Origin of the sequence: Pseudomonas sp. RW407 (genome assembly GCF_003176655.1) — a bacterium.
GTDB lineage: Bacteria > Pseudomonadota > Gammaproteobacteria > Pseudomonadales > Pseudomonadaceae > Pseudomonas > Pseudomonas delhiensis.
This window is the reverse complement of sequence record NZ_QGSL01000088.1, coordinates 257,359-281,502: the sequence shown is the minus strand read 5'-3', so window position 1 is coordinate 281,502 and position 24,144 is coordinate 257,359. Positions and strand designations below refer to the sequence as shown.

The following is a 24,144-nucleotide window of genomic DNA, read 5'->3' as shown; positions in this document are numbered from 1 at the left end:
GCTTGCATGGCGCACAGGATGCCGCAGAGCGGCGCGCTCGGGTAGGGGGGAGGGGGTGACGTCATCCAGCTGCCGCATGACGGGCCATGCCTGGCGTCAATGGTGGCCGCCCGGGGCCGTCGCAGAGGGGGGATTCACTCTTTCGGCTGAACGTGCAAATACCTCCTTGGTGCGCTTGGTCGCGCGGCACCCGGCTGAGTAGCGTGTAGCCGCCTAGACACCGTCAGGAGTGCCGAATGACAACAAAAACAAGGCGCGTATCGTTCCAACCGAAACTGCTGGCCGCCGCTGTAGCCCTGGGTTGCGCCACCCAGGCCGGGGCCGTCTCGTTCAACATCGGGGAAATCGAGGGACAGCTCGATTCGACGCTGTCCGTGGGGGCCAGCTGGGGGCTGCGCGACGCCGACTCGGAATACGTCGGCGCCCGCAACGGTGGCCGCGCCTCGTCGCAGACGTCCGACGACGGCCGCCTCAACTTCAAGAAGGGCGAGACCTTCTCGAAGATCTTCAAGGGCATCCATGACCTGGAGCTGAAGTACGGCGACACCGGCGTCTTCGTCCGGGGCAAGTACTGGTACGACTTCGAGCTGAAGGACGAGCACCGCGAGCTCTACGACATCAGCGACGAAGGCCGCAGCATGGGCGCGCGTTCCTCCGGCGCCGAGCTGCTCGACGCCTTCATCTACCACAAGTACAGCATCGGCGACCTACCCGGCACCGTGCGCCTGGGCAAGCAGGTGGTGAGCTGGGGCGAGAGCACCTTCATCCAGAACTCCATCAACAGCATCAACCCGGTCGACGTCGCCGCCTTCCGCCGACCCGGCGCGGAGATCAAGGAAGGCCTGATCCCGGTGAGCATGTTCTACATGTCCCAGGGCCTGACCGACAGCCTCACCGCCGAGGGCTTCTACCAGCTGAAGTGGGAGAAGACGGTGGTGGACAACTGCGGCACCTTCTTCTCCACCACCGACGTCGCCGCCAACGGCTGCAACAAGCTGGCCTTCGCCGGCAGCGACTTCGACCCCGACCCGGCCAGCGGCTACCGCTACCTGGCGCGCACCGGCGACAACACGCCGAGCGACGGCGGCCAGTGGGGCCTGGCCCTGCGCTGGTACGCGGCGGAGCTGAACGACACCGAGTTCGGCGCGTACGTGATGAACTACCACAGCCGCAACCCGGTCTTCAGCACCGTCGCCGGCCAGGGCCTGGCCACCGCCGACCCGGTCACCGGCGCGGCCAGCGCGCAGTACCTGATCGAGTACCCGGAAGACATCCGCCTCTACGGCCTGAGCTTCCAGACCAACATCGGCGGCACCTCGGTGGCCGGCGAGGTCAGCTACCGGCCGAACATGCCGCTGCAGCTCAACAGCACCGACCTGACCGTGGCCGCGCTCTACCCGACCACGCTGTTCGGCAACCCCATCTACTCCAGCGGCTTCGCCACGCCCAGCGCCGGCGAGGTGATCCACGGCTACGTGCGCAAGCCGGTGACCCAGGCACAGGTGACCGTGACGCAGTTCTTCGACCAGGTGCTGGCGGCCGACCGCCTGACCCTGGTGGGCGAGGTGGGCTACAACCACATCAGCGGCATCGACGACAGCGAGTTACGCTTCGGCCGCGACTCCATCTGGGGGATCGGCGAGTTGCCCAACAACTCCCTGTGCCAGGGCCTGCTGAACACCGCCAACCCCGGCGAGTGCAACAACAAGGGCTTCTACACCACCAGCAGCTGGGGCTACCGCCTGCGCGGCATCCTCGACTACCCCAACGTGATCGCCGGCATCAACCTCAAGCCGAACCTGGCCTGGTCCCACGACGTGCACGGCTACGGGCCGAACTTCAGCGAGGGCGCCAAGGCGGTCAGCGTCGGCCTGGATGCGGACTACCAGAACACCTATACCGCCAGCATCAGCTATACCGATTTCTTCGGTGGCGATTACAACCCGATCAACGATCGCGACTTCATCGCCGTCAGCTTCGGCGTGAACTTCTGATCGGCCAGTCAAGGACAGGAAAGATGAACAAGATACGAATCCTGCAATGCGGCGCCCTGGCCCTGAGCCTGCTTTCCGGTGCCGTGATGGCGGCGGTGTCGGCGGACGAGGCGGCCAAGCTCGGCACCAGCCTCACGCCCATGGGCGCGCAGAAGGAAGGCAATGCCGACGGCAGCATCCCGGCCTGGACCGGCGGCATCGACAAGAGCGCCGGCAGCGAGGACGCCCGCGGCTTCCTCAGCGACCCCTTCGCCGGCGAGAAGCCGCTGTTCACCATCACCGCGCAGAACGTCGACCAGTACAAGGACAAGCTCACCGATGGCCAGGTGGCGCTGTTCAAGCGCTACCCGGACACCTACCGCATCCCGGTGTACAAGACCCACCGCACCTTCTCGCAGCCGGCGGAAATCTACCAGGCGGTGAAGACCAGCGCGGTCAACGTGCAGCCGATCAACGACGGCAACGGCCTGGCCAACTTCGACAAGAGCCGCTACTACGCCTTCCCGCTGCCGAAGAACGGCGTCGAGGTGTTGTGGAACCACATCACCCGCTACCGCGGCGGCAACCTGGCGCGCACCGTGGTCCAGGTCACCCCGCAGACCAACGGCAGCTACACGCCGATCCGCTTCGAGGAGACCGTGGCCTTCCCGCAGAACATGGGTGACGTCGACCTCGCCAAGGTCAGTAACATCCTCCTGTACTTCAAGCAGTCGGTAACGGCGCCGGCACGCCTGGCCGGTAACGTGCTGCTGGTCCACGAGACCCTCGACCAGGTCAAGGAGCCGCGCCTGGCGTGGATCTACAACGCCGGCCAACGCCGCGTGCGGCGCGCCCCGCAGGTGGCCTACGACGGCCCCGGCACCGCCGCCGACGGCCTGCGCACCTCGGACAACTTCGACATGTTCTCCGGCGCCCCGGACCGTTACGACTGGAAACTGGTGGGCAAGAAGGAGCTGTACATCCCCTACAACAGCTACAAGCTGGGCCTGCCCACCTACAAGTACGACGACATCGTCAAGGCCGGCCACCTCAACCAGGACCTGACCCGCTACGAACTGCACCGCGTGTGGGAAGTGGTGGGCACCGTGAAGCCGGGCGAGCGGCACATCTACGCCAAGCGCCACATGTACATCGACGAGGACAGCTGGCAGATCGCCGAGGTCGACCACTACGACGGCCGTGGCCAGCTGTGGCGCGTCTCCGAAGGCCACCAGATGTTCAACTACGCGCACCAGGCCGGTGGCTACGTGCCGGAGGTGATCTACGACGTGATCGCCGGCCGCTACCTGGCCCTGGGCCTGTTCAACGAGGAGAAGAACGGCTACCGCTTCGGCATCAAGGCCAGCATGGCCGACTACACCCCGGCGGCGCTGCGCAACGAAGGCGTGCGCTGAGCCGGGCCATGGCCGGCGGCGGCGAGGGCTGCCGCCGGCCATGTATCCTTCTGTAATGCCAAAGGATGATATGTCGCTACATACATCCGGCTGATAGCCCTTCCCTGGGGGCGGCCCGCTGACTAGTCTCGAACGTCAGGATCGGTCGGACCCCTGCCCATGATCGACGCTGCCACCCCGCTCGCCTCGCTACCCCGTCTGCCACCGCAGCACCTGCCGCGCGCACGCCTGCGCCAGGCCCTGCTGCACGAGGAACATCGCCTGCGCCTGCTGCTCGCCCCCCTGGGGCATGGCAAGACCGTGCTGCTGGGCGAGTGCGCCCGCGCCGCGCCGGCGGGCACCCGCGTCGCCTGGCTGGCGCTGGGCGGCGAGCCGCTCGACGCCGCGGCCCTGTGCCGGCGCCTGGGCGAGGCCCTGGGCCTGGGCGCGGCCGGCGAGGCCGAGGTGCTGGGCCGCCTGCGCGACTGCCGCGAGCCGCTGTGGATCATGCTCGACGACTACCCCCGCGAACCCGATGCCGCCCTGGACGCCTGCCTCGACCGGCTGCTGGCCCAGGCCTCGCCCTGGGTGTCCTGGTGGCTGGCCAGCCGGCGGCGCCCGGCGTGCAACCTGGCGCGCCTGCTGCTGGAGGGCGAACTGCTGGAACTGGGCGAGGCGGAACTGGGCTTCGATGCCGCCGAGCTGGAGGCCTTCCTGCTGCGCAACGGCCGCGACTGGCCGGAGGAACTGCGCCTGGCGCTGCTGGAACAGACCGATGGCTGGTGCGCCGGGGTACGCCTGCGCCTGCTCGGCTGGCCGGCCGAGGCGGGCACGCCCTCGTCCGGGCAACTGGCCGAGGCCGGCCGCCCGCTGCTGCGCGAATACCTGCAGCGGGAAATCCTCGACGCCCTGCCCACGCCGCAGGCGGAGGTGCTTTGCGACCTGGCACGGCTCACCCGCTGCTGCACCTCCCTGGCCGAATACCTCTTCGAGGAACAGCCCGGCATCCTCGACGCCCTGCTGGAGCGCGGTGTCGGCCTGCATCGGGAGGAGGGCGCCGGCGCCTGGTACCGCCTGCCGCCGCTGCTGGCCGGCGAACTCGCCGACATGGGCCACGGCTCGCCCTGCGGCCTGCACCGTCGGGCCTGCCAGTGGTACAGCCAGCAGGGCGACCTCCACGCCGCCTTCGAGCATGCGCTGCGCGCCGACCAGCCCGACGTCGCCGCCAGCCTGCTGCAGCGCCTGACCGAAGACCAGCTGCTGCAGGGGCACAACGTCGCCCGGGTGCTGCGCCTGCGCGAGGAACTGCCGGAAGAACTGCTGTCGAGCACGCCGCGCCTGCTGATCCTCAACACCTGGGCGCTGCTCTTCGCCGGGCGCCTGGACGAGGTGGAGACGCTGCTGGAACGCTTCGCCCGCTTCCTGCCGATGCCCAGCGCGGCCCGCCAGCGCACCCTGGTGGCGCAGTGGCTGGGCCTGGCCGGCATGCTCGCCCACGCCCGTGGCCAGCGCGAGGCCGCGCCGCTGCTGCAGGCGGCCCTGGACGACCTGCCGGACGAGGCCTGGTCGCAGCGCCTGCTCTGCCTGTCCGGCCTCGGCCAGGTGGCGCTGATCGACGGCCACCTGGACGCGGCGCGCCTGCTCAACCGCGACGCCCTCAAGCTGGCCCGCGCCCAGGGCAGCGCCATCTTCGAGGCCTACCTGGAGATCGACCACGCCTACCTGCTGGCCCAGCGCGGCGAGCTGCTGCGCGCCGAGACCCTGCTGCGCCGCGTGCTCGACACCCTGGCCGAGCAACGCCAGGCCGGTTGCCCGGTGGCCAGCCGCGCGCAATTGCGCCTGGGCTGGCTGTGCTACCACCAGGCGCGCCCGGCCGAGGCGCGCCAACTGCTGCAGGAGGGCCTGCGCGGCGCCCGCCGCAGCCTCGACTCCTGCGTCATCTACGGCTACATCGGCCTGGCGATGCTGGATGCGCGCCAGGGGCTGTTCGACAGCGCCTTCAACCGCCTGCTCGAAGCCGAGCGGCAGATGCAGCTGCAGCACGTGCCCGAGGCGGTCTACCGCGGCCCGCTGCTGCTGGCCAGCGGCACCCTGAGCCTGCGCCAGGGGCGCACCGCCCAGGCGCGGGAAATCTTCAGCCGGGTGCTGGGCCGCTACCGCGAGGATGGCCGCAGCGCACCGGCCTCGGCGGCGGACCTGCTGCTGCGGGTGGAGTGCCAGCTGGCCCTGGTCGATGCCCAGGACGGCCAGGTGCAGCGGGCGCTGGAGCGGCTCGGTGCGATGCTGGCGGACATGCGCCGGCAGGGGCGCATGGCGCTGGTCTGCGAGATCCTCCTGGGGCTGGCGCTGGCCCACGCCGCCGCCGGCGCCGACGAGCAGGCGCGGGCCTGCTGGCAGGAGGGCCTGCACCTGGCCCGCCACCACGGGCTGGAAACGATACTGGACGACGCCCGCCGGCACCTGCCGGAACGCTTCGCCGAACAGGCCGGCGAGCGCTCCGCGCCGCTGCTCAGCCTGCGCGAACTGTCGGTGCTGGAACTCATCGCCCGCGGCTGCTCGAACCTGGAGATCGGCGAGCGGCTGTTCATCTCCCTGCACACCGTGAAGACCCACGCCCGGCGCATCAACGGCAAGCTCGGCGTCGAACGCCGCACCCAGGCCGTGGCCCGGGCCAAGGAGCTGGGGCTGCTGAAGGCGTGAAGGGCGGATAACCGCGAACGGTTATTCGCCCTACGTCACGGGTGGGCCTGGCGTAGGGCGAATAACGCCTACGGCGTTATCCGCCGTTTGACTGTGATCCTCGGCGGCTCCGGGTTGAACTGGGCAGTGGCTGTGGCCGCGGCGTATCGGCGGATTACCGCGAACAGTTATTCGCCCTACAGTTCCAGCGAGCCCGGCAGGCCGTGGTTCAGCGCCTGTCTGCCGAACACCTTGTTGGCGAGCACCGCGGCATTGATGGCCTCGGCCACGCTCGCCAGTTCGATTTCCTCTGGCGCGATGCGCATGATGCTGCTGCTGGAAAGGAACTTGAGGATGTCGGCCAGGTGCCAGATGAGCGTCGAGCCGCCATGGGCCGGGGCCGGGAAGGCGCCCTGGTACTTGTTCCTGAGCTTGAGCATGTACTGCCGGGAAACGCTGAGCTTGCTGGCGACGTCGCTCAGGCCCACGTAGTCGGGGGACACTTCCACCAGCGATGCGCCCGGGGCGGCCCGCTGCACGTCCTTGATGGCGGAGACGATGGCGACTTCGGCGCTGCTGGCTTCGCGGATGAAGTCCAGGCCGAGCAGGCCCGGGATGCCCGTGCCGACGAGCGCGTCGGTGCAGCCTTCGGCGCCCAGGCGCTCGACGATCTCATCGAACTGCGCGTCGGTCTGTGCGTCGATCTTGAACTTGAGGGTGAATTCGAATTCCATCGCTTCAGGTCTCGGAAGAATCCGTTGCCGATTCGGCCGCTTTCGCCGTTTCCGTCATTCCGCCAGTGCAGTTGTCCACCACTCGGCGGACCTGCCTGGCATGGTTGCCGGGGTTCTTGGGTGTGCTCCAGATGCTGGTCGTGCAATGGATGCCGCAGCGGCAATCATTGGCGTTGAAGGGGCAGCGCAGCTTGCCCCACGCGTGGCCACCGCCCTCGATGACCGTCCAGCCCGCGCTTTCCGCATATTGCAGCGCCTTTTCCACGTCCTTGTCGGGATGCTTCTTGCGAGGCATGGGCTTCTCCAGCCTAGGAAAGCGTCGATAGGTTGTCAACTGACAACCTATGCGATCGTTCGCTTCAGTGCAACGCCTTCTTCTGCACCGCGATCGCCTCGATGCGCTGGCCCAGGCGCAGTTGCACGGCCGGGTCGTCGCTCAGCAGCAGGGCGCGCTCCAGGTCGTAGCGCTCGGCCTGGGGGCATTCCAGCTGGTGGTAGAGGTCGGCGCGGGCCAGGTGGTCGGCGGCGTTGGCCGCGCCCAGTTCCAGCACGCGCTGGGCGTCCTTCAGGGCGGCCAGGTGTTCGCCGGCGGTCTGGTGCAGCTGGCGCAGGTTGCGCGACAGGCGCTGGAGCATCTCGCGCGGCTCGGCGCTGCGCAGGAAGGCGGCGCTCAGCTCCACGTTCGGGCCCAGGTGGCGGGCCAGCAGGTCGCGGCAGTCGCGGGGGTAGAGGCGGCGGCCGGTGGTGGGGTCGAGCAGGTGGTCGGCGCCGGGCACGCGCAGCAGGAAGCGCGCGGGGAAGTTCACCCCCTGCAGGGCGATGCCCAGGCGGCGTGCCAGCTCCAGGGCGACCAGCGCCAGCGACAGCGGCTGCCCGCGGCGCCGCTGCAGGACCTGGGGCAGCAGGGCGGCGCGGGCCAGCAGGGGCACGTTGTCATCCTCGGCGAAGCCCAGCTCGCTCAGCCGGCGCAACAGCAGCTGGGCCTGCTCGGTGTCGCTGGTGGCCACCGGCAGCGTCGCCTGCAGTTGCCGCTCCAGCCCGTCGAGCACGCGCAGGGACTGCGCGGGCGGCAGGTGCGGCTCGTGCTCGGCGGCTATCCACAGGGCCGCCTCGAACAGCGCTGGTGGCTCCTGGGCAAGGCAGGCGAGGCAGGCTTGGCGCGGGTCCATGGCGTTCTCCGGCTGATACTGCGTTTTACCCGCAGCGCCGGGGCGCCGTCCAGCGCCGCCGCGGCTGGTCGTCGGCGGCGCCGCTGGCCCGCGGCGCCTCTGCCTATACTGAGGGAGCCGGCCGCGGCAGGAGCCGCCGGCCGGCTTCCACGCGCCAGCAAGGGAGCGCCGCCATGTTCGACATGATGGAAGCCACCCGGCTAGAGAAACTGCACCTCGCCTACGACCCGGCCACCGGGCTGCGGGCCGTCATCGCCATCCACAGCACCCGCCTGGGGCCGGCCCTGGGTGGCTGCCGCTACCTGCCCTATCCCAACGACGAGGCCGCCCTGCGCGACGCCGCGCGCCTGGCCCAGGGCATGAGCTACAAGGCGGCCCTGGCCGGCCTGCGCCAGGGCGGCGGCAAGGCGGTGATCCTGCGCGCGCCCCACGTGGACAACCGCGGCGCGCTGTTCGAAGCCTTCGGCCGCTTCATCGAGTCCCTCGGCGGGGCCTACGTCACCGCGGTGGACAGCGGCACCTCCAGTGCCGACATGGACTGCATCGCCCAGCACACTGAGCACGTCACCAGCACCACCCGCGGCGGCGACCCTTCGCCGCACACCGCGCTGGGCGTGTTCGCCGGCATCCGCGCCAGTGCCCAGGCGCGCCTGGGCAGCGACGACCTGGAGGACCTGCGCATCGCCGTGCAGGGGCTGGGCCACGTGGGCTTCGCGCTGTGCGAGCACCTGCACGCGGCCGGCGCCGAGCTGCTGGTCAGCGACCTGGACCCGGGCAAGGTGCAACTGGCCGTGGAACAGTTCGGCGCCCAGCCCATCGCCAACGAGGCGCTGCTGACCACGCCCTGCGACATACTCGCGCCCTGCGGCCTGGGCGGGGTGCTCAGCTCGCCGGTGGTGGCGCAGCTGCGTTGCGCGGTGGTGGCCGGCGCGGCGAACAACCAGCTGGCGCACCCGGACGTGGCCGACGAGCTGGAGGCCCGCGGCATCCTCTACGCGCCGGACTACGTGATCAATTCCGGCGGGCTGATCTACGTCGCCCTGCAGCACCAGGGCCAGGAACTGCCGGCGATCACCGCGCACCTGGCGCAGATCGGCAACCGCCTCACCGAGGTGTTCGCCCACGCCCAGGCCGACCACCGCTCGCCGGCGCGGGTGGCCGACATGCTTGCAGAGCGGATTCTCTATGGGCATGGGGGATGACAGGCTGCAACGGGGGCATTGGGTCGCGAATGGAGTTCCCTGGGATGCCGCTGCATGAGGGAAGCGCCTTTCCCTCTCCCTAACCCTCTCCCTGAAGGGAGAGGGGACCGTTCGGAGCGTTTGGATATTACTGAGTCAGCCGGCAGCGCCGTTGGTGTCCGGTTGAAACCATTCCTCCTCTCGGCACGGACAAGCCCCCTCTCCCTTCAGGGAGAGGGCTGGGGAGAGGGTGCGGAGTCACCCCGAAACACCATAGCTGCCGGAAGGCGCCATTCCTCTGTAGGAACGGGCCCTGCGCGCGATATCGCGGGCAGGGCCCGCTCCTACAGGTAGCCGGGAAGTGCGGGACCTGTCCCGCAGAGCACCCCGGTGCTCATTCCCCTTCCGCGAACAGTTCTCCGAGGGCGTCGGGCTGGTTCTTGAAGGCGCGGGCGAAGGTGTCGCGGTGGCGGGCCATGAAGATGCCCACTTCCTCCACCTGCTCCTCGTTCAGCGAGGGCACCGCCTTGTGCAGGACGGCGGCGAGGTTCTCCGCCAGTTCGAGCATCTTGTCGTGCCGGTCGGCTTCTGCCTTATCCATGAACAGGCGCTCCGGATCGCGGCTGCTGCGGTACACCACTTCGACGGCCATTCATCACCTCGTATGCCTTCTTGCTGTCTGGGGGGAACAAGTACTGTTTATTTATACAGTCAAGCATAAGGCAATCGCCCGGCTCCTGGGAAGAGGGGAATTGCAGAAGGCCAGTATGGCCGGCGAACCGCTTCGGGGCACGCGGGGCCATGGCAGGGCATGCGACAAGTTGGCGCGGGGTGGGAGGATGGCGCGGGGCGTCGGCGCCCGGCATGCTGGCCGGGCACGCAGGGGCAGGCTTCAGGAGGCGATGCGCAGGGCGCGGCCGGCGGTCATGTCCGCCAGCAGGCGCGGGGCGCTGTCGCCCTGCTCGATGGCGATACCGAAGCGGATGCTCTGGATCAGGCGTTGCAGCTGTTCCGCGTCCTGCAGCTGGGCATTGCGGATGAGCCGCTTGGCCGCCACGCCAGCCTCGGTAGAAAGCGTCAGGACGATGCTGCCGTCCGGCCGTTCGAGGCTGAAATTGACCCGGAACTGGGCCTGGAATGCATCGGTGAGTACCTGGAACGGGCTTTCCATCTTCGATCCTGCCTGCGTGGTGGCGTGACCCTTCATGGACTGGAAGGCGTCAGCAAAGTTCGCATTCATATTGCCGCAGCCTCGGCAGGCTATTGCTGCCGGAGGTCAATGGCGTGTGTCTTGCACGTACCAAGCCAACAATCGCTTCAGCGAACCAGGAGTCGACGGATGAAACTGCAATGGGCCGAACGTATACGCCAGCACATGCACGGCACGGCCGAGTCGCTGGGCAACCTGCTGGTGGAGGGGTTCCACTACCTGGCGCTGTTCGCCATCGGCGGCACCGTGTTCTGGTCGGCCGCGGTGGCCTTCGTCGAGATGTTCGAGAAGGGCCACGCGAGCATCGACGACATCCTGCTGCTGTTCATCTACCTCGAACTGGGCGCCATGGTCGGCATCTACTTCAAGACCAACCACATGCCGGTGCGCTTCCTGATCTACGTGGCGATGACCGCGCTGACGCGCCTGATGATCGCCGACATCCAGCACAACCACGTGCCCGACGACGGCATCATCCTGGTATCGGTGGCCCTGTTGCTGCTGGCCCTGGCCATCCTGGTGGTGCGCTACGCCTCCTCGCGCTTCCCCTCGGCGCCCTCGGGCAGGGGCGAGCAGGCGCTGCTGCAGGACGACGAGCGCTGAGGGCGGTTCGAACGGCAATGGCCCCCTTGGCGGCCGCGATGCACTAACATCGGAATAATTCGCGCCGCCGAGGGAAGACCCGCACGATGAAGGGCTGGAAGCTGTTCGCACCCCTGCTGCTCCTGGTAATCATCTCCATCACCCTGTACCTGCGTCTGCACACCCAGCCCCTGCTGCTGCAGGGCGAGGCGGATGCCATCGAGGTCATAGTCGCCTCCAAGGCCAAGGGCCGCGTCGAGCACCTGCACGTGCGGCGTGGCGACGACGTGCAGAAGGGCCAGTTGCTCATCAGCCTCAGCAGCCCCGAATTGCAGGCCCAACTGGACTCCCTGCGCGCCGCGCGCAGCCAGGTGCAGGCGCAGCTCGACGAGTCCCTGCACGGCACCCGCGAGGAAACCCTGCGCGCGCTCCAGGCCAGCCTGCTGCAGGCCCAGGCCGAGTTGCGCAATGCCGAGCTGGATTTCCAGCGCAACGAAGAGCTGGCAGGGCGCGGCTTCGTTTCCCAGGCCCAGCTCGACCTGACCCGCCGCGGCCGCGACGTGGCGCGCAATCGCGTGGCCGAGGCCCAGGCCAACCTCGACGAGGGTACCCAGGGCGACCGCGAGGAGCGCCGCCGCGCGCTGCAGGCCGCGGTGCGCCGCGCCGACGCGCAGATCGCCGAGCTGCAGGCGCAGACCGACGACCTGGCGGTGCTCGCCCCGGTGGATGGCGAGGTCGGGCCGATCCCCGCGGAGGAGGGCGAGCTGATCAACGCCTACAGCCCGCTGCTGACCCTGGTGCGGCTGTCCGACAGCTACCTGGTGTTCAACCTGCGCGAGGACATACTCGCCAAGGTGCGCAAGGGCGACAGGGTGAAGCTGCGCATCCCGGCGCTGGAGAACGCCGAGGTGGAGGCCGAGGTGCGCTACATCGCCCCGCTGGGCGACTTCGCCACCAAGCGCGCCACCCGCGCCACCGGCGACTTCGACCTGAAGACCTTCGAGGTCCGCCTGTACCCGCTGCAAGCGGTGCAGGGCCTGCGCCCGGGAATGAGCGCGCTGTGGCAATGGCAGCAATAAGGCGCAACCTGCTGCGTTTCGCCCAGGCGTTCAACACCGAGACGCGCATCGCCGTACGCAGCTGGACCATCCACTGGCTCGGCTGGCTGTGGCCGCTGCTGCTGTTCACCCTGATCAGCGGCATCTACCAGGCCGGCACCCTGCTGGACATGCCGGTGGCCGTGGTCGACGCCGACCACAGCCACCTGTCGCGGCGCGTCGTGCGCGAGCTGGACGCCGGTTCCCACGCCCGGGTCGAGGTGCTCGGCGGCGGCCTGCAGGAAGGCCTGCGGCGCCTGCGCGCGGCCGACGACTACGCGCTGCTGTACATCCCCCGCGACTTCGAGGCCGACGCCCTGGCCGGGCGCCAGCCGCGCGCGGTGCTCTACTACAACTCGCTGTTCTATTCCGCCGGCTTCTACTCCACCCAGGATTTCAGCGGCCTGGTCAGCGGCGTCAACCAGGACCTGCGCCCCTACCTGGCCGCGGGCGCGGGTGCCCCGTTGCCGAAGCTGGCGAGCGTCAGCGTGGCCTACGAGAGCCTGTTCAACGCCAGCGGCAACTACATCTACTACCAGCAGTTCGCCGCCATCGTGCACTTGCTGCAGCTGTTCGTGATCGTCGCCACCGTCCACGTGCTGGCCCGCGAGGCGCCGGAACTGCGCGCTTCCTCGCCGCACATCCTGCGCGCCCGCGCCCTGGGCGTGCGCCTGCTGGGCAAGCTGGCGCCCTACACCCTGCTGTTCAGCGCGCTGCTGATACTGGAGCTGTTCCTGCTGGTGACGCTCAACGGCGCGAAGATCAACGGCAGCCCGCTGTGGATGCTGGCGATCACCGTGTGCTACGTGATGGCCGCGCAGAGCGTCGGCCTGGTGCTGTTCATCTTCACCGCCAACCGCTTCAGCGCCTACTCGCTGATCGGCCTGCTGATCGGCGTGGCGCAGACCTATTCCGGGGTGCTGCTGCCGGACCTGGCGATGCCCGAGATCGCCCGCTTCATCAGCCTGGCCGAGCCGCTGACGCACACCCTGCACGGCCTGTTCGACCAGTTCCTGCGCCAGGCCCCGCCGGAGTCCGGGCTGTACGCCTGCTGCCGGCTGCTGGTCTACCCGCTGCTGGCCTACATGATCGCCAAGCTGCGCCTGCGCCGGCGCCTCGACCTGAGCCCGGCCTGAGGAGGCGCCATGGAGAACTTCTGGAACGTCCTCAGGCAGACGCTGAAGAACATGCTCGGCAAGCCGCTGTGGCTGCTGACCGTGCTGTCGGTGGCGCTGACCACCTTGCCCTATGCCCACCGCACCATGGACGACCTGCCGGTGGCGGTGATCGACATGGACCACAGCGACGCCTCCCGCGAGCTGATCCGCCTGCTCGACGCCGCGCCCAAGATCGCCGTGCGCAGCTACAGCGAGCTGCCCACGGCGCAGCACGACCTGGCCTGGCGCAAGCTGTTCGGCATCGTCATCCTCCCGGTGGATTTCGAGAAGCGCGTGCTGCGCGGCGAGGCGGTGAGCGTGCCGATCTTCGGCGACGCCACCAACCGCATGGCCAACGGGCAGATCCAGCAGGACATCAGCGCCACCTACAACGAGCTGACGCTGCGCTACAACGCCGCGCTGCTGCTGCGCAACGGCTTCACCGCGGGCCAGGCCGAGGTGCTGCTGAGCCCGGTGGTGGGCCAGCTCACCGACCTGTTCAACCCCGGCACCAGCTTCGCCGCCATCGTCCTGCCGGGGCTGGTGACGCTGATCCTGCAGCACAGCCTGCTGCTGTCCTGCACCCGGGTGAACCTCAACCTGCGCGGCGGCACCCCGCGCTCGCTGCGCCAGCCGCCGTCCACGCGCTTCGGCCGCTATGCCGCGCAACTGATGATCTGGACGGTGCTGGGCATGCTCTTCTACGTGATCTGGCCGTGGCTGATGGGCTACCGCCAGACCGCCTCCTTCTTCATGCTCATGGGCCTGGTGCTGCCCTTCCTGCTGGCGGTGATCGCCCTGAGCGAATTCCTCGCCGAGCTGCTGCCCTCGGAAGAGGCGGTGTACCTGACCATGACCTTCATCACCCTGCCGCTGTTCTACATGGCCGGCTTCACCTGGCCGCCCCAGGCCATGCCGGCCTGGGTGCAGTGGCTGGCCAACGGCATCCCCTCCACCTGGGCGATCCGCGCGGTGGTGGAGATGAACCAGATGAACCTGCCGCTCTCGGCGGTTGCCGACCGCATCCTCGTGCTGCTCGGCATGGCCGCCGCCTATGGCCTGCTGGGTACGCTGATCTACCAGTTCCGCAACTGGCGCTGGGACCAGCTCAAGGGTTGGTGAGCACCGGCGTTTTCCCGCACCTGTAGGAGCGGGCCCTGCCCGCGATTCGCGCGCAGGGCGCGCTCCTACAAGGGCGCGGTGCGTGGCCATGGTGATGGGTATCGCTTCGCTCAACCCATCCTGCGAGTCGACGCGGCTCGGGAATGCCTTTCCATCCATCGCCGCCCCTTGCCGGGATGACGCACTCATGGCATCTTTGCGCAAATGATAAGACTTCGCATTTGAGGGGTGTTCACAGGCGCACCCCTGGTGCAACGCGCCACCTGGCGCAGAGGGCTCCCGTGTCGTCCCCGTCCGCTTCCACCCATTCCCAGGTCGGCGAACTCTACGCCGGCCACCACCACTGGCTGCTGGGCTGGCTCTACCGCCGCCTGGAATGCCACCAGCAGGCCGCCGACCTGGCCCAGGACACCTTCGTCCGCCTGCTCGGCCGCCGCGAGCTGAAGGGCCTGCGCGAACCGCGCGCGTTCCTCGCCACCGTGGCCCGCGGCCTGGTGGTGGACCACTTCCGCCGACAGAGCCTGGAGCGCGCCTGGCTCGACAGCCTGGCGCAGCAGCCGGAGGCCGAGGCGCCCTCGGCCGAGGCGCGCGCCCTGGTGCTGGAGACGCTGATGGAGATCGACCGCCTGCTCGACGGCCTCAAGCCCAAGGTGCGCAGCGCCTTCCTGCTGTCGCAGCTGGACGGCCTGACCTACCCGCAGATCGCCGAGCAGCTGGGCGTGTCGCTCAGCTCGGTGCAGCAGTACATGACCCAGGCCTTCGCCCACTGCTACCAGGCGCTGTATTCATGAGCCGGGCGCAGCCGCTGGAACACGGCGTGGTCGAGCAGGCCATCGGCTGGCGCGTGCGCCTGGCCTCGGGGCTGGCCGGCGCCGACGAACAGGCCGCCTGCCAGCGCTGGCGCGCCGCCGACCCGAGCCACGAGCAGGCCTGGCAGCGCCTGGACTTCTTCGACGGGCGCCTGGCCGGCGTGGCGCCGGAAGCCGCCAGCAGCGCCCTGCGCCAGGCCGCCTTCGATCCCACGCGGCGCCGTGCGCTGAAGAACCTGATGCTGCTGGCCGGCTGTGCCGCGGTGCTCGGCAGTGGCGCCTACGGCCTGCGCGACTCGCGCTGGCTGGCCCAGGCGCGCACCGGCGTCGGCGAGCGCCGGCGCATCGAGCTGCCCGACGGCGGCTGGCTGCAGCTGAACACCGACAGCGCCATCGACCTGGCCTTCGACGCCCACAGCCGGCGCATCCGCCTGCTGGCCGGGGAAATCCTCGTGCAGACCGGCCACGACGCCGCCGGCCGCGGCTTCTGGGTGGACACCGCCCAGGGCCGCCTGCAGGCCCTGGGCACGCGCTTCGCCGTGCGCCTGGAGAGCCACGATGCGCTGCTGGCGGTACAGCAGGGCGCGGTAGCCGTCTCGCCGGGCGATGGCGGACATGTCGCCGGGGTGGTCCAGGCCGGCCAGCAGGCCCGCTTCGACCGCCAGGGGCTGTATGGCGTCGATGACCTGGACGCCGACGCCCTGGCCTGGAGCGACGGTTACCTGGTGGCCCGGCAATGGACCCTCGGCCGTCTGTGCACGGAACTGTCGCGCTACCGGCCGGGCGTGCTGCGCTGCGACCCGGCGGTGGCCGGCCTGGCGATTTCCGGGGTGTTCCCGCTGGACCAGCCGGAGCAGGCCATCGCCGCCCTGCAGCGCAGCCTGCCGGTCCGCGCGCTGTACCGCACCCGCTACTGGGTGACGCTGGTGCCGGCCTAGCGCGCCATGCCATTGCTTCAGCGCCCGGTAGGGCGGTGCTCCGTAGCCGGATCCGGAACGCGCCTGGAATTACGGTCAAACGGCGTATAACCGCGAACGGTCATACGCCCTACGCCGTGGCTGGGCATTGCGTAGGGCGCATAACGCCTACGGCGTTATCCGCCGTTTGCCTCAGGCATCGCTCGTCTTGCGCCGGTTCTTGTAGCTGCCTCGGATGTTCATCGCCGCCAGGCACAGCTGCAGCAGCACCAGGGCATAGGCCTTGGCCGGCAGGCCCCAGGCTATCCACAGGGCGTTGCTGGCCAGGAAGGTCCAGAAGCCGAGCTTGCGCCGCCGGCGCTCGCGCGAGCCGACCAGCCAGGCGGCCAGTACCGTGACCAGCATCGCCGGCCATTGCAGCAGGTCGAGGAATTCGTGCATGGGCGGTTTCCCGCAGCTGTCGTCCCTGCTTCAGACCAGCCCGGGCGCCGCGAAGTGCGGTCGGACCGCGTAGCCGTCGAGCAGCGCCTGCACCTTGTCCGCATCCAGTTCGCCGTTGAAGGGCAGGCCCAGGGCCTGGCGGTGGATGCCGGTGGCGGCCAGCCAGAGGGTGTCGATGCGCGCGGCCAGGGCGCCGGGCACGTCGGTCACCAGGGAGTCGCCGACGAACAGGATGTTCTGCACCCCGCGGGCCTGCAGCTGCCGTTCGGCGATGCGGAAGGCCGCCGGGTCCGGCTTGCCGAACCAGCGCACCTCGCCGCCTTCCTCGGCGAAGGCCTCGGCCAGGCGGCCGGCGCCGAACACCGTGCGCCCGGCGGAGACCACCACGCGGTCCGGGTTGGCGCAGAGGAAGGGCAGCTCCAGGGCCTGGCGCAGCGGTTCGAAGCGCGCCTCCAGCTCGTCCTGGGGGAAGCTGCCGACGCCGAGGATCGCCCTGGCCTTGTGGATATCCGCATCGAAGCGCTCGCGGATGTGCTTCGGCCAGGTTTCCAGGGCATCGCCCACGCCGGCGATGTAGATGCCGCCGTCCTGCAGCCCTGCATCGTGCTCGATGGCGTCGATGGCCAACTGGCCGGAGGTGGTGATGCCGGTGTACAGCTCGCGCGGCACGCCCAGGCGCGCCAGGGTGTCGGCCATTTCCGCGACGCTGCGCGAGGCGTTGCTGAGGAACCACACCGGGCGGCTCTCGGCGGCGCGCCGGCGGAGCCAGGCGAGGGCGCCGGGGAAGACCTCGGCGCCGTCCATCAGCACGCCCCAGAGGTCGAGGATGAAGCCGTCGTAGCCGGCGCAGAAGGCATCCAGGCCGGCGTGGTCGATGAGGCGGGTGTGGGTGACGGCGCTGAAGCGTGGGGAGGTCATGGCAAGCCTGTCGCGGGGGAAAAGCCCCAGCCTAGCGCACCGCGGGCCGGCAGGTGAATGCTTTCAGCTGGCCGGATGGGCCTGGGCGACGCTCACCGGTGCCGGGGCCACCGGCACCTCCACCAGCCCGCGCAGGTGGCACAGGCTGAACGGGCTGGGGCTGCAGCGCCCCTCGGCCATGGCCTGGCGGATGGCGTCGACGTCGGCGTTCTGCACGTAGTGGACGGCGTCGGCCATGTCGTCGGCGCTGCCGAAGCCGCCTTCGCGCATTTCCCTGAGCGCGTCTTCCTTGCTCCAGCCCTGGACCACCGTGCGGTACATGGCGGAGAACAGGCCGGTGCGGTCGCTGCCGTGCTTGCAGTGCATCAGCACCGGGCCCTGTTGCTGGGCGGCCTGGAGCAGGTTGAGCACGCGGATCACGTCGGCGTCGTCGACGCGGTCGGCGTGGGTCGGGAAGCTCAGGACCTGCAGCGGTGCGGCGCCGGTCCAGGCCTTGTCGTCGTCCTTGATGAAGCTCAGCACCGTGTGCACGCCCAGTTGCTGCAGCAGCGGCAGGTCCTGGCCGTCGGGCAGGGCGCTGCGGTAGAGGGTGGGCGACATGCGGTAGAGGTTGAACGACTTGTCCACCGGCTGCGCCCAGTCGGTGGGGCGCTCGTCGGCGTGGGCCGCCCCGGCGACGAGGGCGAGGGCGAGCAGGCAGCGGCGCAGGGCCGCGAAGGGCAGGGCGGGGCGCATGGCGGCCTCCTGGCTGGCGGAGCGCAGACAGTAGGCGGCGGGCGATAAAGCCCGGATGAAAAGATTGTGAAAAAAACGTGAAGGCGCCCCGCGGCGATCAGCGGGGCAGGAAGCGCGCCTGCACCGGCGGGCGGAAGAACCACCAGGCGGCCAGCGGGTAGACCAGGTAGTTCACCAGGTACAGCAGCAGTGCGGCGTGGCTCGGCGGGTTCCGCCAGGCGGCCAGGGCCACCAGCGCCAGGTACAGCAGGGCCAGGCCGGCGGCGTAGAAGCCGAGCAGGCGCCAGCGCTCGCCGACGCTGGGCAGGCGGCCCACGCGGCGGGCGAAGAAGAAGGCCATGCCGGCGCCGATGGCCAGCGCCACCAGCAGGTTCACCGGCACCAGGCCGTAGCGCAGCAGGGTGCGCAGCAGCACGTTGAGGACCATGGCGACGAGGATGCCGGCGAGGGCGTAGTAGCGGGTGCGGATGGGCATGGCTAGAGGCTCCCGTCCAGGCCGAAGCGTTTCTTCAGGGCCTTGTCCAGCAGGGCGGTGGGCAGCCAGCGGGCCAGCAGCGGCAGGGCGCGGCTGCCGTGGCCGACGCGCAGCAGGCGCGGGCGTGGCTGGCGCTGCACGGCGGCGAGCAGTTGGCGGGCCAGTTCGGCGGCCGGGGTGGGCTTGTCCTGGGAGGCGCCGGCGCGGGCGCGGATGAACTCGCGCAGAGGCCACCAGGGCGAGCCTTCCGCCACCAGGGCGTCCAGGTTGCGGTTGGCGTTGGCGCCGAAGCGGGAGGCGATGGCGCCAGGCTGTACCTCCAGCACCTCGATGCCGAAGGGCGCCAGCTCCAGGCGCAGCGCTTCGTTGATGGCGTGCAGCGCGGCCTTGGAAGCGCAGTAGGCACCGGCGAAGGGGGTGACCAGCACGCCGGACACGCTGCCGATGTTCACCACCAGCCCACGGCGTTCGCGCAGCAGCGGGAAGCAGGCGCGGGTCAACTCGACCACGGCGAAGACATTGGTTTCGAACTGCCGGCGCAGGGCTTCGGCGCCGCCGTCCAGCAGCGGGCCCATGGCGCCGTAGCCGGCGTTGTTGACCAGCACGTCCAGGCCGCCAGCCTCGCGCCGCAGCTGCTCGGCCAGGCGGGTGATGGCGGCGCCGTCGTCGACGTCCAGCTGCACGCCGCGGAAACCGGCCTGGCCCAGGGCGGCCACGTCCTCGTCGCGCCGGGCCGTGGCCCAGACGCTGTAGCCGGCGCCCTGGAAGGCCTCGGCCAGGGCGCGGCCGATGCCGCTGGAGCAACCGGTGATCAGGGCGACGGGTTGGGGCATGGCGGCTTTCCTTGGCGTGCGCGGCGGCATGGGTGTTCGGCGCCTACCCTAACGGATTGCGCCGCGCGGGTGAACTCAATCGCCGAAGCGCCCCTCGATGCGCTCGGCGCGGAACTCCAGGGTGCTGGCGCGGTAGCCCGGGCGCAGCGCCGGCAGCGGCAGGCAGTCGCTCCAGGCGTCACCGCCGAGCAGCGCGCCGGGGCCGCGGTAGCGCGGCGCCTCGTAGAGGTTCTCGGCCAGGTCCGTGGTGTCGCCGGGGCGGTAGGCGGCGACCTTCCAGCGCAGCTCCTGCAGCGGCGCGTCGCTGCCGTTCTTCAGGTCGACGCGCAGCGGGCGGTCGGCCGGGCACCGCGTCGGCGCGTAGCGGATGCGCAGTTCCAGGCGCTCCAGGCGGCGCTGGTCGCAGCTGTCCTGCCAGATCGCCAGGGCCGCCACCAGGCCCAGGCCGACCAGGGCCGCGGCCGAGATCGGCAGGGCGCGGGCGGGGTAGCGCAGCAGGAGGATGATCCAGGTGACGATGAGCAGAATGCCGAAGAACATGGGCGCTTCCAGCGGGGACTTGCGCAGCAGCCTAGCAAATCCGCCGGCCTTCGAACGACTTCGAGCCGCGCTAGCGACCTGGGTCAAGGTTGCGCGGATTTGGTGCGCCGGGCGCTGCCTTCTGCCTCGAAAAGCCGCATAATGCACATTTGAGCAGGCGCGCGGCGGCATATTTCCCTTGGGAAGTGTGCATTCTGAACATCACTCGGTGTTCGTCATGCTCAAAGGTTTCCGCGTCGTTCCCCGTCGGCCCTTTCCGGCCCGCTCCTTGCTCCAGGCCGACAGACATCCAACCACCTCGCGGAGACATCCATGAGTTCCCCCAGTGAATTCCCCCTGAGCGCCACGCCCAGGGAAGGGCGCAAAGGGCTGCTGCCCATCGCCATGGTCCTGTTCAGCTTCACCTTCTTCACCGGCACCATGTTCGCCGGCGGCAAGATCGGCATGGCCTTCGACTTCGTCGACATGCTCTGGGTCGCCGTCGTCGGCAACACGCTGCTGGCCGTCTACGCCGCCGCCCTGGGCCTGATCGCCTCGCGCAGCGGGCTGAACACCGTGCTCATGGGGCGCTTCTGTTTCGGCGAGCGCGGCAGCAAGCTGTCGGACTTCCTCCTGGGCTTCGCCGAGCTGGGCTGGTATGCCTGGGGCACCGCCACCGTGGCCATCGTGCTGGTGAAGATGCTGGCGCTGCCGGGCTGGCTGACCGTCCCGCTGATGGTGCTGTTCGGCCTGGGCTTCAGCATCACCGCGATCATCGGCTTCAAGGGCCTGGACCTGCTGTCGCGGGTGTCGGTGCCACTGATGTTCGTGCTGCTGGTGGTCTCGATGGTCATCGCCACCCGCCAGGCCGGCGGCTGGGCCGGGCTGCTGGCGGTGCAGCCGGGCACCGGCATGACCTTCTCGGCGGCGGTGACCATGGTCTTCGGCACCTTCGCCAGCGGCGCCACCCAGGCCACCAACTGGACGCGCATGGCGCGCAGCGGGCGCATCGCAGTGGCCGCCAGCGTCATCAGCTTCCTGGTCGGCAACGGCCTGATGATAGTCGCCGGCGCCTGGTGCGCCATCGTCTACCAGAACGCCGACATCGTCGAAGTCATGGTCCTGCAGGGGCTGTCGTTCGCCGCGGTGGTCATGCTCTGCCTGAACCTGTGGACCATCCAGGGCCCGACCATCTACAACGTCTCCGCCGCGGCCTGCCACCTGGTGCGCAGCGAGCGCCGGCGCAGCATGACGCTGCTCGCAGCGGGCGTGGGCATCGTCCTGGCCATCGGCGGCATGTACGAGTGGCTGATTCCCTTCCTGGTGCTGCTGGGCTCGATCATCCCGCCGCTGGGCGGGGTGATCATGGCCGACTTCTGGCATCGCCACCGCGGCAACTACCCGGCGCTGGTCGGCCCGCACATCCCGGCGTTCAACGTCGCGGGCCTGGTGTCCTACGCGGTGGGCGCGGCGCTGGCCTACGCCTCGCCCTGGATCGCCCCGCTGGTGGGCATCGGCGCCTCGGCGGCCTGCTACATCGTGCTCGGCGAAATCGCCCGCGCCCGCGCCAGCGTGGCGGAGCCGCGCGCTTGAGCCTGAGCGTCGAGGAAATCCTCCGCCTGCCGGGGCTGGAGAGCCTGAGCCTGCGGGCCGGCGCGCGCAACCTGCGGCGCAGCGTGCGCTGGTCCTACGTGGTGGAGAACGAAGGCATCGCCGAGTGGGTGATGGGGGGCGAGCTGGTATTCGTCACCGGCATCAACCACCCGCGCGACGAGGCCAACCTGCAGCGCCTGGCCCGCGAGGGCGTCGCCTGCGGCATCGCCGGGCTGGTGATCCTCACCGGCGACGAATTTATCCAGCGTATCCCCGAAGCGCTGGTGGAACTGGCCGAGGCCGAGGGCCTGCCGCTGATCGAGCAGCCCTACGCGCTGAAGATGGTGATCGTCACCCACCTGATCGGCACGGCCCTGGTGCAGATGACCCAGGTGAAGCACTCGCGGCGCGACATCCTCGGCCAGTTGCTCAGCGGCGACTGCCCGAGCCTGGCCATCGTCCGCCGCCGCGCGGAGCACCTGCAGCTGCCGCTGGACGCGCCACGGCGCCTGGTGGCGCTGCGCCTGGCCGGCATCGACCGGCTGTTCCGCGAGCATGCCCCGGAGGAGGCCGAGCGCCGCCTGCAGCTGTACCGCCAGCAGTTGCTCGACCGCCTGGAGGACTGGCAGCGCAACCTGCCGGACGCGCTGCCGACCCTCGTCCAGGGCGACCTGTTCGTGCTGCTGCTGGCCGACTGCGAGCAGGCCTGCGGGCGCGACGCCCTGCAAGGGCTGGCGGCGACCCTGGCGCGGGAGCTGCCGTTGCGCGCCTACCTCGGCCTGTCGGCGCCCGCCGCGGACTGCGCCGACTTCCCCCGCGCGCTGCTGCAGGCGCGCCAGGCGCTGGAGGTGGCCGAGGGGCTGCGTCCGCCGGGCGGCCTCTGCGACTACCGCGAGCTGGGCGTGCTGCGCCTGCTGCGGGCCATTCCCGATCGCACGGTGATCGAGCAGTTCCTCCACGACACCCTCGGCGCCCTGCTGGCGCCGGGGCGCAAGCAGCCGCAACTGCTGGTCGACACCCTCGACGCCCTGCTCCAGGAGGGCGGCAACGCCCTGCGCGCCGCCCAGCGCCTGGGCATCCACCGCAACACCCTGAACCAGCGGATCGCACGCATCGAGTCGTTGAGCGGCCAGTCGCTCGACGACCCGCAGTTCCGCCTGAACGCATCCATGGCGCTGCTCATCCGCCGCATGTCCAGCGCCCAGCCCGAGGAGCCAAGACAATGAAGATCGTCAACGCCAAGCTGCGCAAGCAAGAAGGCCTGTTCACCATCCGCTGCGAGGGCGAGACCATCGCCGAGGTGCTGCCCCAGGCGGCCAGCGTCGCCGCCGCCGGCGAGGACCTCGACGCCGCCGGGCAACTGGTGATCGCGCCCCTGGTGGAGCCGCACATCCACCTCGACGCCACCCTCACCGCCGGCGAGCCGGAATGGAACATGAGCGGCACCCTGTTCGAGGGCATCGAGCGCTGGGCGCAGCGCAAGGAAACCATCACGCACGAAGACACCAAGGCCCGCGCCCACACCACCATCCGCATGCTCGCCGCCCACGGCATCCAGCACGTGCGCACCCACGTCGACGTCACCGACCCGAGCCTGGCCGCGCTCAAGGCCATGCTGGAGGTGAAGGAAGAGGCCAAGCACCTGGTGGACCTGCAGATCGTCGCCTTCCCGCAGGAGGGCATCGAGTCCTACGAGGGCGGCCGCGAGCTGATGGAAGAGGCGATCCGCCTGGGCGCCGACGTGGTCGGCGGCATCCCGCACTTCGAGAACACCCGCGAGCAGGGCGTCAGCTCGATCAGGTTCCTCATGGACCTGGCCGAGCGCAGCGGCTGCCTGGTGGACGTGCACTGCGACGAGACCGACGACCCCAACTCACGCTTCCTCGAAGTGCTCGCCGAAGAAGCGCGGGTGCGCGGCATGGGCGCGCGGGTGACCGCCAGCCACACCACGGCCATGGGCTCCTACGACAACGCCTACTGCTCCAAGCTGTTCCGCCTGCTCAAGCGCTCGGGCATCAGCTTCGTCTCCTGCCCGACCGAGAGCATCCACCTGCAGGGCCGCTTCGACAGCTTCCCTAAACGCCGCGGCGTGACCCGCGTGGCCGAGATCGACCGCGCCGGCATGAACGTGTGCTTCGGCCAGGATTCGATCAAGGACCCCTGGTACCCGCTGGGCAACGGCAACATCCTGCGGGTGCTCGATGCCGGCCTGCACATCTGCCACATGATGGGCTTCGACGACCTGCAGCGCAGCCTCGACCTGGTCACCGACAACAGCGCCCGCGCGCTGAACCTGGGCGAGCGCTACGGCATCGCCGCCGGCCGCCCGGCCAACCTGCTGGTGCTGGGCGTGGACAGCGACTACGAGGCGGTGCGCCAGCAGGCCAAGGCGCTGTACTCCATCCGCCACGGCCGCGTGCTGATGCGCCGTGCGCCGGAGAGCGTGGAGCTGCTCGAAAGTTGATGCCGGGATACCTGTAGGAGCGGGCCCTGCCCGCGATTCGCGCGCAGGGCGCGCTCCTACAGGGGAATGGCGTGGGTGGGGCGGCGTAGGAGCGGATCTCATCCGCGAATCGCGCCGGGGCCTGCGGCTATCGCGGACAAGG

At 69.8% G+C, this 24,144-nt stretch carries 23 protein-coding genes and 1 pseudogene; 13 read left to right on the top strand and 11 right to left on the bottom strand.

Translation table 11 applies throughout. The annotated features are described in order from the left end of the window. Positions 1-236 precede the first annotated feature (236 nt). From DK254_RS07870 to DK254_RS07860, 3 genes are all read left to right on the top strand, one after another. Positions 237-1,994, top strand: coding sequence for a DUF1302 domain-containing protein (locus tag DK254_RS07870; RefSeq protein ID WP_109933330.1), 1,758 nt, complete (start codon positions 237-239; stop codon positions 1,992-1,994). 23 nt (positions 1,995-2,017) lie between these two features. Further along, the gene (locus tag DK254_RS07865; RefSeq protein WP_109933329.1) at positions 2,018-3,388 is read left to right on the top strand and encodes a DUF1329 domain-containing protein; all 1,371 of its coding nucleotides are present in this window, start codon (positions 2,018-2,020) and stop codon (positions 3,386-3,388) included. Positions 3,389-3,547: 159 nt separating this feature from the next. Beyond that, positions 3,548-6,067 (top strand): LuxR C-terminal-related transcriptional regulator, encoded by a 2,520-nt coding sequence (locus DK254_RS07860; RefSeq protein ID WP_109933328.1) that lies wholly within the window; start codon positions 3,548-3,550, stop codon positions 6,065-6,067. 176 nt (positions 6,068-6,243) lie between these two features. On the opposite strand, the gene DK254_RS07855 is transcribed toward DK254_RS07860, so the two are convergent. From DK254_RS07855 to DK254_RS07845, 3 genes are all read right to left on the bottom strand, one after another. After that, a complete protein-coding gene (locus DK254_RS07855; protein WP_109933327.1) occupies positions 6,244-6,780 on the bottom strand; it encodes an AlpA family transcriptional regulator in 537 nt (178 codons plus the stop codon). A gap of 4 nt (positions 6,781-6,784) precedes the next feature. Continuing rightward, positions 6,785-7,075, bottom strand: a complete 291-nt coding sequence (locus DK254_RS07850) for a hypothetical protein (protein ID WP_109933326.1) — start codon at positions 7,073-7,075, stop codon at positions 6,785-6,787. A gap of 64 nt (positions 7,076-7,139) precedes the next feature. After that, a complete protein-coding gene (locus DK254_RS07845) occupies positions 7,140-7,949 on the bottom strand; it encodes a SirB1 family protein (protein ID WP_109933325.1) in 810 nt (269 codons plus the stop codon). A 173-nt stretch (positions 7,950-8,122) separates the two neighbouring features. On the opposite strand from DK254_RS07845, the gene DK254_RS07840 reads away from it, so the two are divergent. Next, complete coding sequence (locus DK254_RS07840; protein ID WP_089389836.1) at positions 8,123-9,151, top strand: Glu/Leu/Phe/Val dehydrogenase dimerization domain-containing protein; 1,029 nt, start codon at positions 8,123-8,125, stop codon at positions 9,149-9,151. A 373-nt stretch (positions 9,152-9,524) separates the two neighbouring features. On the opposite strand, the gene DK254_RS07835 is transcribed toward DK254_RS07840, so the two are convergent. Next, a complete protein-coding gene (locus tag DK254_RS07835) occupies positions 9,525-9,782 on the bottom strand; it encodes a YebG family protein (RefSeq protein WP_009616064.1) in 258 nt (85 codons plus the stop codon). A gap of 240 nt (positions 9,783-10,022) precedes the next feature. After that, on the bottom strand, positions 10,023-10,301 hold the full coding sequence (locus tag DK254_RS07830; RefSeq protein ID WP_024128466.1) for a DUF3509 domain-containing protein: 279 nt from the start codon (positions 10,299-10,301) through the stop codon (positions 10,023-10,025). A gap of 168 nt (positions 10,302-10,469) precedes the next feature. Here DK254_RS07830 and DK254_RS07825 point away from each other — a divergent pair. From DK254_RS07825 to DK254_RS07800, 6 genes and pseudogenes are all read left to right on the top strand, one after another. Further along, positions 10,470-11,001: pseudogene (locus DK254_RS07825) on the top strand (phosphate-starvation-inducible protein PsiE). Positions 11,002-11,029: 28 nt separating this feature from the next. After that, positions 11,030-12,001: an HlyD family secretion protein gene (locus DK254_RS07820; protein ID WP_109933323.1), complete on the top strand. Its 972-nt coding sequence runs from the start codon at positions 11,030-11,032 to the stop codon at positions 11,999-12,001. Beyond that, positions 11,983-13,155 carry an ABC transporter permease gene (locus DK254_RS07815; RefSeq protein ID WP_109933322.1) on the top strand — a complete coding sequence of 391 codons (1,173 nt, stop codon included), beginning with the start codon at positions 11,983-11,985 and terminating at the stop codon, positions 13,153-13,155. The genes DK254_RS07820 and DK254_RS07815 overlap by 19 nt, the downstream gene beginning before the upstream one ends. Before the next feature lie 9 nt (positions 13,156-13,164). Further along, complete coding sequence (locus DK254_RS07810) at positions 13,165-14,298, top strand: ABC transporter permease (protein WP_109933321.1); 1,134 nt, start codon at positions 13,165-13,167, stop codon at positions 14,296-14,298. Between the two features lie 281 nt (positions 14,299-14,579). Next, entirely contained in the window at positions 14,580-15,089 is a 510-nt protein-coding gene (locus DK254_RS07805; RefSeq protein ID WP_074984611.1) for a sigma-70 family RNA polymerase sigma factor, read from the top strand. Further along, entirely contained in the window at positions 15,086-16,045 is a 960-nt protein-coding gene (locus DK254_RS07800; RefSeq protein WP_109933319.1) for a FecR domain-containing protein, read from the top strand. Before DK254_RS07805 ends, DK254_RS07800 begins: the two co-directional genes overlap by 4 nt. A gap of 171 nt (positions 16,046-16,216) precedes the next feature. Here DK254_RS07800 and DK254_RS07795 read toward each other — a convergent pair whose 3' ends face one another. The 6 genes from DK254_RS07795 to DK254_RS07770 all read right to left on the bottom strand — a co-directional run bounded on the left by DK254_RS07795 (position 16,217) and on the right by DK254_RS07770 (position 19,966). Next, positions 16,217-16,465 carry a hypothetical protein gene (locus DK254_RS07795; protein WP_089389595.1) on the bottom strand — a complete coding sequence of 83 codons (249 nt, stop codon included), beginning with the start codon at positions 16,463-16,465 and terminating at the stop codon, positions 16,217-16,219. Positions 16,466-16,495: 30 nt separating this feature from the next. Further along, positions 16,496-17,383: a TIGR01459 family HAD-type hydrolase gene (locus DK254_RS07790; RefSeq protein ID WP_109933318.1), complete on the bottom strand. Its 888-nt coding sequence runs from the start codon at positions 17,381-17,383 to the stop codon at positions 16,496-16,498. A 63-nt stretch (positions 17,384-17,446) separates the two neighbouring features. Continuing rightward, entirely contained in the window at positions 17,447-18,118 is a 672-nt protein-coding gene (locus DK254_RS07785) for a dual specificity protein phosphatase family protein (protein ID WP_109933317.1), read from the bottom strand. Between the two features lie 97 nt (positions 18,119-18,215). Next, positions 18,216-18,593 carry a hypothetical protein gene (locus DK254_RS07780; protein ID WP_009616073.1) on the bottom strand — a complete coding sequence of 126 codons (378 nt, stop codon included), beginning with the start codon at positions 18,591-18,593 and terminating at the stop codon, positions 18,216-18,218. 2 nt (positions 18,594-18,595) lie between these two features. Beyond that, complete coding sequence (locus tag DK254_RS07775; protein WP_109933316.1) at positions 18,596-19,426, bottom strand: SDR family oxidoreductase; 831 nt, start codon at positions 19,424-19,426, stop codon at positions 18,596-18,598. A 75-nt stretch (positions 19,427-19,501) separates the two neighbouring features. Further along, entirely contained in the window at positions 19,502-19,966 is a 465-nt protein-coding gene (locus tag DK254_RS07770; protein WP_109933315.1) for a multidrug transporter, read from the bottom strand. Between the two features lie 312 nt (positions 19,967-20,278). Between DK254_RS07770 and codB the strand changes: the two genes are divergently transcribed. The 3 genes from codB to codA are packed head-to-tail and all read left to right on the top strand — an operon-like array spanning position 20,279 to position 24,002. Beyond that, positions 20,279-21,538, top strand: a complete 1,260-nt coding sequence (gene codB / locus DK254_RS07765; protein WP_109933314.1) for a cytosine permease — start codon at positions 20,279-20,281, stop codon at positions 21,536-21,538. Next, a complete protein-coding gene (locus DK254_RS07760) occupies positions 21,535-22,764 on the top strand; it encodes a PucR family transcriptional regulator (RefSeq protein WP_109933313.1) in 1,230 nt (409 codons plus the stop codon). The genes codB and DK254_RS07760 overlap by 4 nt, the downstream gene beginning before the upstream one ends. Then, positions 22,761-24,002 carry a cytosine deaminase gene (gene codA, locus DK254_RS07755; protein WP_109933312.1) on the top strand — a complete coding sequence of 414 codons (1,242 nt, stop codon included), beginning with the start codon at positions 22,761-22,763 and terminating at the stop codon, positions 24,000-24,002. Before DK254_RS07760 ends, codA begins: the two co-directional genes overlap by 4 nt. Positions 24,003-24,144 lie beyond the last annotated feature (142 nt).

Bases quoted from the DNA above. Each gene is read 5' to 3' on its own strand.
- DK254_RS07845 (WP_109933325.1), bottom strand. From the start codon at position 7,949: ATGGACCCGCGCCAAGCCTGCCTCGCCTGCCTTGCCCAGGAGCCACCA.
- DK254_RS07860 (WP_109933328.1), top strand. From the start codon at position 3,548: ATGATCGACGCTGCCACCCCGCTCGCCTCGCTACCCCGTCTGCCACCG.
- DK254_RS07840 (WP_089389836.1), top strand. From the start codon at position 8,123: ATGTTCGACATGATGGAAGCCACCCGGCTAGAGAAACTGCACCTCGCC.
- codB (WP_109933314.1), top strand. From the start codon at position 20,279: ATGAGTTCCCCCAGTGAATTCCCCCTGAGCGCCACGCCCAGGGAAGGG.
- DK254_RS07790 (WP_109933318.1), bottom strand. From the start codon at position 17,383: ATGACCTCCCCACGCTTCAGCGCCGTCACCCACACCCGCCTCATCGAC.
- DK254_RS07775 (WP_109933316.1), bottom strand. From the start codon at position 19,426: ATGCCCCAACCCGTCGCCCTGATCACCGGTTGCTCCAGCGGCATCGGC.
- codA (WP_109933312.1), top strand. From the start codon at position 22,761: ATGAAGATCGTCAACGCCAAGCTGCGCAAGCAAGAAGGCCTGTTCACC.
- DK254_RS07785 (WP_109933317.1), bottom strand. From the start codon at position 18,118: ATGCGCCCCGCCCTGCCCTTCGCGGCCCTGCGCCGCTGCCTGCTCGCC.
- DK254_RS07855 (WP_109933327.1), bottom strand. From the start codon at position 6,780: ATGGAATTCGAATTCACCCTCAAGTTCAAGATCGACGCACAGACCGAC.
- DK254_RS07770 (WP_109933315.1), bottom strand. From the start codon at position 19,966: ATGTTCTTCGGCATTCTGCTCATCGTCACCTGGATCATCCTCCTGCTG.
- DK254_RS07870 (WP_109933330.1), top strand. From the start codon at position 237: ATGACAACAAAAACAAGGCGCGTATCGTTCCAACCGAAACTGCTGGCC.
- DK254_RS07800 (WP_109933319.1), top strand. From the start codon at position 15,086: ATGAGCCGGGCGCAGCCGCTGGAACACGGCGTGGTCGAGCAGGCCATC.
- DK254_RS07795 (WP_089389595.1), bottom strand. From the start codon at position 16,465: ATGCACGAATTCCTCGACCTGCTGCAATGGCCGGCGATGCTGGTCACG.
- DK254_RS07810 (WP_109933321.1), top strand. From the start codon at position 13,165: ATGGAGAACTTCTGGAACGTCCTCAGGCAGACGCTGAAGAACATGCTC.
- DK254_RS07850 (WP_109933326.1), bottom strand. From the start codon at position 7,075: ATGCCTCGCAAGAAGCATCCCGACAAGGACGTGGAAAAGGCGCTGCAA.
- DK254_RS07835 (WP_009616064.1), bottom strand. From the start codon at position 9,782: ATGGCCGTCGAAGTGGTGTACCGCAGCAGCCGCGATCCGGAGCGCCTG.
- DK254_RS07780 (WP_009616073.1), bottom strand. From the start codon at position 18,593: ATGCCCATCCGCACCCGCTACTACGCCCTCGCCGGCATCCTCGTCGCC.
- DK254_RS07830 (WP_024128466.1), bottom strand. From the start codon at position 10,301: ATGGAAAGCCCGTTCCAGGTACTCACCGATGCATTCCAGGCCCAGTTC.
- DK254_RS07865 (WP_109933329.1), top strand. From the start codon at position 2,018: ATGAACAAGATACGAATCCTGCAATGCGGCGCCCTGGCCCTGAGCCTG.
- DK254_RS07820 (WP_109933323.1), top strand. From the start codon at position 11,030: ATGAAGGGCTGGAAGCTGTTCGCACCCCTGCTGCTCCTGGTAATCATC.